The sequence below is a fragment of the Paenibacillus sp. UNC499MF genome (assembly GCF_900107975.1).
GTDB lineage: Bacteria > Bacillota > Bacilli > Paenibacillales > NBRC-103111 > Paenibacillus_F.
The window spans coordinates 1-8,989 of the sequence record NZ_FNVF01000016.1 but is presented as its reverse complement, the minus strand read 5'-3'; the positions used below and the strand labels follow the sequence as shown (position 1 = coordinate 8,989).

10 protein-coding genes are annotated in these 8,989 nt (G+C 52.5%); 6 read left to right on the top strand and 4 right to left on the bottom strand.

What is annotated here, in order from left to right; translation table 11 throughout:
* Positions 1-75: 75 nt before the first annotated feature.
* Entirely contained in the window at positions 76-2,319 is a 2,244-nt protein-coding gene (locus tag C4S74_RS22595) for an MMPL family transporter (protein WP_103997597.1), read from the bottom strand.
* A gap of 259 nt (positions 2,320-2,578) precedes the next feature.
* On the opposite strand from C4S74_RS22595, the gene C4S74_RS22590 reads away from it, so the two are divergent.
* Positions 2,579-3,208: a TetR/AcrR family transcriptional regulator gene (locus C4S74_RS22590; RefSeq protein WP_103997596.1), complete on the top strand. Its 630-nt coding sequence runs from the start codon at positions 2,579-2,581 to the stop codon at positions 3,206-3,208.
* A 110-nt stretch (positions 3,209-3,318) separates the two neighbouring features.
* Here C4S74_RS22590 and C4S74_RS22585 read toward each other — a convergent pair whose 3' ends face one another.
* Together C4S74_RS22585 and C4S74_RS22580 are read right to left on the bottom strand one after the other, a co-directional pair.
* Complete coding sequence (locus C4S74_RS22585) at positions 3,319-3,516, bottom strand: cold shock domain-containing protein (RefSeq protein WP_009675016.1); 198 nt, start codon at positions 3,514-3,516, stop codon at positions 3,319-3,321.
* A gap of 88 nt (positions 3,517-3,604) precedes the next feature.
* Positions 3,605-4,321: a class I SAM-dependent methyltransferase gene (locus C4S74_RS22580; protein WP_103997595.1), complete on the bottom strand. Its 717-nt coding sequence runs from the start codon at positions 4,319-4,321 to the stop codon at positions 3,605-3,607.
* Between the two features lie 261 nt (positions 4,322-4,582).
* Between C4S74_RS22580 and C4S74_RS22575 the strand changes: the two genes are divergently transcribed.
* The 5 genes from C4S74_RS22575 (at position 4,583) to C4S74_RS22555 (ending at position 8,831) form a co-directional block, all read left to right on the top strand.
* Positions 4,583-4,825: a hypothetical protein gene (locus C4S74_RS22575; RefSeq protein WP_103997594.1), complete on the top strand. Its 243-nt coding sequence runs from the start codon at positions 4,583-4,585 to the stop codon at positions 4,823-4,825.
* A 324-nt stretch (positions 4,826-5,149) separates the two neighbouring features.
* On the top strand, positions 5,150-5,986 hold the full coding sequence (locus tag C4S74_RS22570; protein ID WP_103997593.1) for a TerC family protein: 837 nt from the start codon (positions 5,150-5,152) through the stop codon (positions 5,984-5,986).
* A 159-nt stretch (positions 5,987-6,145) separates the two neighbouring features.
* Entirely contained in the window at positions 6,146-6,334 is a 189-nt protein-coding gene (locus C4S74_RS22565; protein ID WP_042230884.1) for a hypothetical protein, read from the top strand.
* Between the two features lie 236 nt (positions 6,335-6,570).
* Entirely contained in the window at positions 6,571-8,361 is a 1,791-nt protein-coding gene (gene pepF / locus C4S74_RS22560; RefSeq protein WP_181024512.1) for an oligoendopeptidase F, read from the top strand.
* 80 nt (positions 8,362-8,441) lie between these two features.
* Positions 8,442-8,831, top strand: coding sequence for a lipopolysaccharide assembly LapA domain-containing protein (locus C4S74_RS22555; protein WP_103997591.1), 390 nt, complete (start codon positions 8,442-8,444; stop codon positions 8,829-8,831).
* A 74-nt stretch (positions 8,832-8,905) separates the two neighbouring features.
* Here C4S74_RS22555 and C4S74_RS26295 read toward each other — a convergent pair whose 3' ends face one another.
* Positions 8,906-8,989 carry an IS3 family transposase gene (locus C4S74_RS26295; RefSeq protein WP_258042583.1) on the bottom strand — a complete coding sequence of 28 codons (84 nt, stop codon included), beginning with the start codon at positions 8,987-8,989 and terminating at the stop codon, positions 8,906-8,908.

Genomic DNA, 8,989 nt, shown 5'->3' with positions numbered 1-8,989 from the left:
ACGGCGGCGGGCCTCGCACGGCACACACAAAAAAGGAGAGCAGGTCGGCTAAAGCCGCTGCTCTCCTTTTTTGTGTCAGTTACCCGGCCGCGTGGCGCTCCGCTCGTCTGCCGCCATTCCAGGCTTGCCCGGCCAGAAGGCCGCTCTGCCGAGCAGAAGCGTGATCGTCGGCACAAGGAACGGACGGACGATGAACGTATCCAGCAGAACGCCGACCGCACAGATGACGCCGAACTGCACGAGCACTTGAATCGGCAGCACGGACAGAACCGCAAACGTGCCTGCCAAAATCAGTCCCGCCGAAGTGATCACGCTGCTTGTCGAGCTGACGCCTATCCGGATCGCTTCTTTCAGTTTGTGCGTTTTGCTTGCTTTCCAGATACCCGAAACCATGAAAATATTGTAGTCTTCACCTAGGGCGACGAGGAACACGAACGCGTAAAGCGGAATCAGTCCCTGAATCGCCTCGGTTCCGAAGAACGTGTGCAAAATAAGCCAGCCGGCTCCTAGAGCCGAGAAATAAGACAGCAAAACGGTCGCCATCAGATACACCATCGCCACGAGCGAACGGAGGTAGACCAGGAGCAGCAGCGCGATAATTCCGATTACAATCGGGATGACCACCTTCGTGTCCTTGCTCGTCACTTTCTCGGTATCGTACTGCTCGGCGGTTTGTCCCGAGACCCGTACATGGGAACCGGTGTCCGTAACTCCCGCCTCTTTCAGGGAAGCTTCCGCAGCCGCGTAAAGATCCGGAATATGATGAATCGACTCCAGCTCGAACGGATCATCCTTGAACAGCACATCGTAGGCAACGATGTCGGGATTTGTTTTTCCTTTTACAGGCTCCGAGACGGAGTCCACGAAAGGGAGTTCCTTTAGTCCGGTTCCCGCGTCCACATTTTTCCCTTCCGTATCCACCATTACTTTGGCCGGAGCGAGAGTGCCCGGGGAATAGTGTTCGGAAAGAAGCGTAAAGCCTTCTCTGGACGACATCGTTTCCGGAAAAGAAGAAAGCAGATTAAACGTATATTTGATCTGGGACGAAAAGCCCGCCAGGACGATCAGCACGATCAGACTTACCGTCAAAATCGTCTTCGGCTTCTGCGTCACCATCTCTCCGAGCGTCTCGCTCATACGGCCTACGGCACGCTGCCCGCGGACGGGTTTTCCGCGTTTCGCTTCCTTAGCGGCTCTTTGTTCCGGCGTCAGCGGGGCAAAAGGATAGAAGGATTTCCGTCCGAGAATGCCCAGAATCGCCGGTACAAGCGTCAGGCTCGCTGCGGCCATGATAAATATCGCCAGACTGAACGGAATGGCAAACCGGTGATTGGCCCCGTACTTGGCGAAAAGCAGCGCCAGCATCGAAACGATAACCGTCAGCCCGCTCATACCGATCGCACCGCCCGAACCGAGCAGCGCCTCTTTCAAGGCAAGATGCTTGTTATCATGCTCCAGAAGCGCCGTCCGGTAACGGGTTGCAAAAAACAGGCAATAGTCCGTTCCCGCTCCGAAAAGCAGCACCGTCATGATCGAGATCGACTGAGCATCCACCACGATCCAGCCAAGCTGCGCCAGCTTTCCGAGAATCGGCGAAATAACGCCGTACGCGAACGCCACCCCGACAAGCGGGACAATCGCCATAACGGGCGACCGGTACAGCAGAATAAGCAGTACGAGCACGAGAATGACCGTTGCCATCAGCAGCGAAAAATCCGCTCCTTTGAACAAGTCGTTCGCATCCATGGAGATTCCGACGGGACCGGTAATACGCGCGATCAAGCCGTCCCCTTTCAGATCTTTAACGGCAAAAGGATCGCTTCCCGTTACGGCAGCCGTTATTTCCTTCAGCTTTGACGCGCTCTCTTTCAGCACTTTGGTTTCCGTTTTTTCTTTAAACGACACCGGAAGCACGATAGTGGTCCCGTCCTTGCTAACGGACTGCTTCAAAGCCGGCAAGGGCATTTTGTCAAAAGGGGCCACCGAAGTCTGTTCCGGAAGCGGCGATGCCGCCAGCCGGCCCGCTATTTTCTGCAAAGCCCCGAGGTCCCCTTCGGTCAGCCCCGCCTGCCGGTAAAAGACAACCAGCGCCGGTACGCCGCCGCTTGCGGGAAACTGCTCTTTCTCAAGCGCCGCGGCCTGTACGGAGAGCGAATCCGCCGGAAGCTGATCCGCCCCGTTATTTTCCTGGCTGTTGACGCCGGGCCACAGAGCGCTGAGCAGAACGGTCAGTACGATCCAGACCGCTACCGTAACCCACTTGCTCCTAGGACCCGCTACTTTGGAAAGCATTCCCTCCATAAAGGACGATGATTTCATTGAGACATTCTCTCCTTTTATCCGGTTATTTAAAGCTGTAAGTACCTTCCCTATAGCGGAATACTTTTATGTCCGTTATAATTATATATACTGGTCAGTTAATTAATCAACCAAAAGTTTTCCGGTTCCCTTTTCTTACCCGTTTTTTAGCGCGGCAAGACTATTCCTTAAAACGCGTTCACTGAGATTACTTCACGGTTTGTGGTATAATACTTTTTAATGAGTTTCTCAGATTCCCGTTTTGAAAGGATCACTGCCTATGTCTTCAACTTCCCGAAAACCTCCCGGAAGGCCCCGTTCCAGCGAGCAGGCGGCCCCTGTTTCCGACCGGATTCTCCAGATAGCCATGCACGAATTTATCCGCAGCGGATATGATGCCGTTTCCATGGATGATATAGCGAAAGCGAGCGGCGTCACCAAGGCGTCGGTCTATTATTATTTTCCGTCCAAAGCCGTGCTGCTCACCGAGTCGACGATCCGGCTTATGAATGTGGTGCGGGCGGCCACGCTGAAAATTCTCCAGAAGCCTCTTCCTCTCCGGGAACGGCTGCTGGAAGTGACCTATAATCATCTTCAAGCCACGACAAGCTTCGATTTCGAAGGCTTTATGAACAAAATCGAAACCGTCCTCACTCCGGAGCAGACGGAAAATATGCGAAAAGCCGAGCATCAGCTTCTGGAAGCTCTCGCCGATGCCTTCGCCGACGCCTCCGAAAAGGGCGAAATCGGCACAGCGGATTCCTGGCTCGCGGCGCGTTCTTACATGGCCCTGCTCATGGTCGGACACAGCAAACAGCCTGACGGTACGTTCACCTATCCCGACAAGCGGCTCGCCGCCGACAAAATCGTCAGCATGCTCTGGAGCGGCATCGGAAGCAATCCGGCATGAGCCGTTAGGTCCGAATTTAGACCGCAAAAAAGACAGTTCCCAATCTTTCGATCGGGAGCTGTCTTGGTTTGCTATGACACTATTTATAAGAAGGTGGTTATCCCTGGATCTTATAACTTGGTGACGTTAGCTGCTTGAGGACCGCGGTTACCATCCGTGATCTCGAATTCTACTTCTTGGCCTTCGTCAAGAGTTTTGAATCCATCGCCTTGAATAGCGGAAAAATGAACGAATACGTCTTCGCCGCCTTCTACTTGGATGAAGCCATAGCCCTTCTCTGCGTTAAACCATTTAACTGTACCTTTCAAGTGAACAACCTCCTAAATGTATCGCCATCTATGGCGAATATCGATATTATATCATCCTTTGTCTGCCAGTTCAACTGCCAGAAAGGCGTCAATCTGCAACTTTATGCAAAGTCAAGTAGTCCTTCGAACCCGGGATAAAAGCGAGCCGCGTCGGCCTATATTCGGCGGTGACGCCCTCTGCGGCGAGCTCTTTCAGCAGCGCGGGAAGCTGGGGATACGACTCTCCGCCGAACGTCAGCAGCGGATAAATTCGCACTTCTCCGCCCGGTTTACAAACCCTCAGCAGCTCTCTCATCGCCTGAAGGTGAAATTCCGGGCTGAACTGCTCCCCGTACAGAAACAGGAAGTGGCTGCACAGCACGAGATCGAACTCCCCTTCCGGGTGCGGAAGCTCCGGCAGCGACGCCGCCGTATATCTCTGTTCGCGGGAAACCGGATTTGCGTAATCGGCGGAGAAATCCGCGAATGATTGTTTGCGCAGCTCCTTCAGAAGCTCCGGGCCCCCGTAGAAATCCCAATCGTACATGTGCCTTCTCTCCGTCAGCTTGACGATAAACCGGTCGATCTCCTCTCGGCCCAGCCCTTCGATTTCCGAAGGCTCCATCGCGTACAAGGGATCCGCCGCGCAGGCGTGGATATCCCTGCGGGATGCTTCCGCCGTAAACGCCGAAGCGCCGGCGCCGGTATCCAGCACGCGCTTGCCTCTCAGCTTATCGGGATCCAGATCGAACATCCGTACGTATTCCTCAAAATTGCGGCATGTCATAGCGACACCCGTCTGCTCATAAAAGCGTTTTGTCTCCATCTCAACTGCACTCTCCTCTTCTCGGCTCATCTAAACTGATTTGCCGTCCCTATGGACGGCGCTTTACGGACAAGTGACGGCGGCTCTCTATATGCCCCATCCATCTTTTTCCATAAAGATTGAAAGTATTGTAGCATCTCCGCCCGGTTTAGGCTAGTGAAATTTTCAATTCCTTATGCTAAAGTAAGATGCAAACGGTTGGGGCATTCTTACCTTTATATTCGTACCTCATCCTTCAAACCAGATTAAAGGAGAATTCTCATGTCACACGTGATAAAAAAACATGTCATCTTCAAAAGAGACAAATGGAATATGGTTACGGTCGAAGTGAACGGTTCCCGGCTTGTCGCCAGGGAAATTTCGGATCAATGGGGTGAAGACACCCACACTTTTCTAAGCCGTCCGGCCTTGATGCAGTGGGCTCAGGATAGATTCCCGCGGGATCGTTTCGAAGGAACCGACGAAGAATATGACGCCATGATGGAAGCTTTCCGTAACGTCTGAATCAGGCGAACAAATGTCTTGACGTATTTGCGGCAGGCGCGGTATACTGAGCACAGAAAACTAAATGTACGGGACAGTCAAAGGGGAGTAGCTTCTACAGTAAAGTCGTCAGTTCGGGTTGTATAATAACAGCCCCGGCTTTATTGGCAACGTGAGTTGTTAGCAAGACCTTTGCCAGCACGCTGGTAAAGGTCTTTTCTTCTTAGCTGGAGAAAAATGCCTTTACCGGTTAATTCGGTAAGGCATTTTTTTGTAGGCTGCTGCCGAATTAGAAGTCCCTGACTTGCAAACCCTATTTTAAGATGAAGGAGTGAACTCACTATCATGGACTGGTTCTCAACAGCATCCTTACTAACCCTGCTCAACATCATCATCATCGACCTGGTGTTGGCGGGAGACAACGCCATCGTCATAGGGATGGCCGCCAAAAACGTACCGAAGAACCTGCAGAAGCGGGTCATCCTTTGGGGGACTGCAGGTGCGGTCGGCATCCGCGTAATCGCGACCGTCCTCGTTGTGTATCTGCTTCAAATTCCCGGACTGCTCTTCGTCGGCGGTCTGCTGCTAATCTGGATCGCGCTCAAGCTTCTCACGGATAAAAGCGATCATGACAATATCGCGGCTAAAAATACCGTCGGAGCGGCCATCACTACCATTATCGCGGCCGACGCGGCAATGGGCATTGACAACGTGATCGCGATCGCGGGTGCGGCTCACGGCCATATCGGCCTCGTCATTATCGGACTGCTCGTCAGCGTGCCGATCGTCGTCTGGGGAAGCACAATTTTCATTAAAGTCGTCGACCGGTTTCCGATCGTCATGTACATCGGCTCCGGGGTGCTCGCTTATACTGCAGCCAAAATGCTGACGGAAGAAAAATTCATAATGCACGATTATTTCTCCGCTAATCCCCTTGTAAAATGGCTCTTTATCGCCGTCGTTATCGTCGGGGTGCTCGTGACCGGTTATGTCGTGAAAATGTCGGGCTATTCCGTTAAAATCAACGACCGCGGCCAGCTTACCCTTCCCAAGCATGTGGGCCACCAAGCCAATATCGCACCGGAAGACCGGTTCACCGTGCAGTCGGACCCGAGCGGCCGTCTCGTCTTCGTCAAGGTCGGACCGGACAACGATCCGAAGTCCGTTAAATCCGCCGGCTGACAACCCGCTTCCGTATACCGGGAAGCTATAGGACCCGCCCCTTTCTGCTGAAAGGCGGCGGGTTTTGCACGTCAGCCGGAAAAGAGGGAAATTGACCGCATGAGGCGAAGTTGTATGACATACTAGTTAAAATGCTTAATGGCAAGAGGTGAACGTATTTTGGGAATTTCAAATGACGCATTGCTCTTTATTATCGCGGGATTCGCTTTCGCGCTGCTTGTGCTTTACTCGCGCAACCGCATACCGGAGCAGCTGCGCAGGCCGATGGCCATTTTCGCGCTCATTCTGGTGGTATGCTCTTTTTCACTGGTCGTCGTATCTCTCTTCAAGTTAGGAATGGCGGGGTAAACGCGGGCGAATTTACTTCGCAAACGCATTCCCCTATAATGATAATTAATCTTCCGATCGGTCATACTAGACGGGATTCCCGAAAAGTCAACTGGGAAAATCCGTCTGGGGGAGCGTGAAACCGTATGCGCCTCTTACCGATCGCCCTTATGGCCGGATTGCTCGCGTCCACGCTGGTTCCCGGCAGCGGCGCACATTCGGCCGCCAATCCGAAATCATCTGTCAGGAGGGTTCCCATGAACCAAATTCCCGTTCGTAAAGACGTTCCGGCCGAACACCGCTGGAAGCTGGAGGATCTTTTCACCAATCAAGAAGCCTGGAACAAAGAATACAACGAAACGAAAGAAGCGCTGGGCAAAATCGGCCAGTTTCACGGCAAGTTAAGCGATCCAGCGGCTGTGAAGCAATGCTTCGAGCTGGAGGACGACATTTCTCTACATACCGAAAGACTTTACGTATATTCCAACATGAAGCATCACGAGGATATGACGGACCCTACTTACCAGGCTCTGTCGGATAAAGCCCAGAAGCTCAGCGTGGAAGTGAGCCAGGCGCTTTCTTTCATCTCTCCCGAAATCGTCAGCCTCTCCGAGGAGCAGTTGAAGGCGCTCGTGGAGAACAAGGATCTGGCGCCATACAAAACGACGCTGGAAGAAATGATCCGCCAGAAGCCGCACGTGCTGTCCAAAGAGGAAGAAGCGCTGCTGGCGATGGCCGGCAATATGTCCGGCGCTCCGAGCAACATTTTCGGCATGATCAACAATGCGGACATGAAATTCCCTAAAGTGAAGAACGAGAACGGCGAGGAAGCCGAGCTGACTCACGGAAGCTACATCCAGTTCCTCGAAAGCCGCGACCGTCAGGTACGCGAGCAAGCTTTCAAAGCCGTTTACGAGACGTATGCCAAGCAGAAAAACACGATAGCCGCTACGCTTTCGTCCAACATCAACAAGAACATCTTTTATTCGCAGGCGCGGAAATATCCGTCCGTTCTGGAGATGTCCCTGTTCGGCGACAACATCAAGCCGGAAGTATACACGAATCTGATCGATACGATTCATGAATCGCTTCCGCTTCTTCAGCGCTACATGAAGCTGCGCAAAAAGCTGCTCAAAGTCGACGAGCTTCACATGTATGACCTGTTCGTGCCGCTCGTAGACGATCTCAAGATGAAAATTACCTACGACGAAGCGAAAGAAACGATCAAGGAAAGCCTGGCTCCGCTCGGCGAATCCTACGTGGAAACGCTGGAAAAAGGCTACAAGGACGGCTGGATCGATATTTACGAAAACCAGAACAAGCGCAGCGGCGCTTACAGCTGGGGCGCTTACGGCACGCACCCGTACGTATTGCTCAACCACAAAGAGAACCTGAACAGCATGTTTACGCTGGCGCATGAAATGGGTCATGCCATCCATTCCTACCTGTCGGACGAAAATCAGCCGTACCGGGATGCCCAGTACACGATTTTCCTCGCCGAAGTGGCTTCCACGCTCAATGAAGCGCTTCTGATGGACTACCTGCTGAAGCATACGGACGATCCGAAGAAGAAGCTGTACCTGCTTACTTATTATGCCGATCAGTTCCGTACGACCGTGTTCCGCCAGACCATGTTCGCCGAGTTTGAGAAAATCACGCATGAGAAGATGGAAAAGGGCGAATCGCTCACGGCGCAGGAATTCAGCAAAATCTATTATGATTTGAATACCCTCTATCATGGTAAAGACATGGTAGTGGATAAAGATATCGAAATGGAATGGGCACGTATTCCCCACTTCTATAACAGCTTCTATGTGTATAAATATGCGACGGGCTTCTCGGCTGCCACGAGTTTCTCCAAACAGATCCTCGACGAAGGCCAGCCTGCCGTGGAACGCTACCTCGGCTTCCTGAAGAGCGGCGGAAGCGACTATTCCATCAACATTCTGAAAAAGGCCGGCGTGGATATGTCAACTCCTGAACCGATCAAGCAGGCGATGAGCGTATTCGCTTCCGTGCTGGATCAGATGGAAGAGCTGACGAAATAATTCACGAGGACTTTACCCGGAGTAAAAAGGCCGATGAACGCGTTTCACGGTCTTTTTCCCGGTCTAAAGGAGAGATTTTTATGAAATCGAACCGTATTCAATGGCTTCTGATCGGCGCTCTTATTTTCGCTCTCATTACGACCGTTTTCGCGGTGGTGAACATGGACCGGGTTCGTGTCAATTTCGTGTTTATGGAAACGAACGCGCCCCTCATTCTGGTCATCGTGATTTCTACCGTTCTGGGCGGGCTTATCGTCGGCTTGTTCGGAATTTTGCGTCAGGTACAGATGCAGAAGGAAATCAAGGAGCTGCGCAAACAGCTGAACGGCTCCTCCCTTCCGGCCGATACCGAAGTCATGCCGGGCACAGCCGCCGCGGAAGCCGCTTCCGCTTCTTACGAAGATCGTCTGCCGGGCGAGGAATCACCCGTCAAGAAAGAATTCGGCAAGAATAACTCAGGCGCACTGTAAAAAAACCGAAAAACCTCCATCCGGATTGCCTTTAAGGCTGGTCAAGCCCCCATTTAACGGACATTGAAAAAAGCCTAGGCTGCAAGCTGGCGTCGATACTCCATCGGCGTCAGCTTGTTTAGCTTTCGCTGTGGACGATGATGGTTGTAAAAATGGAT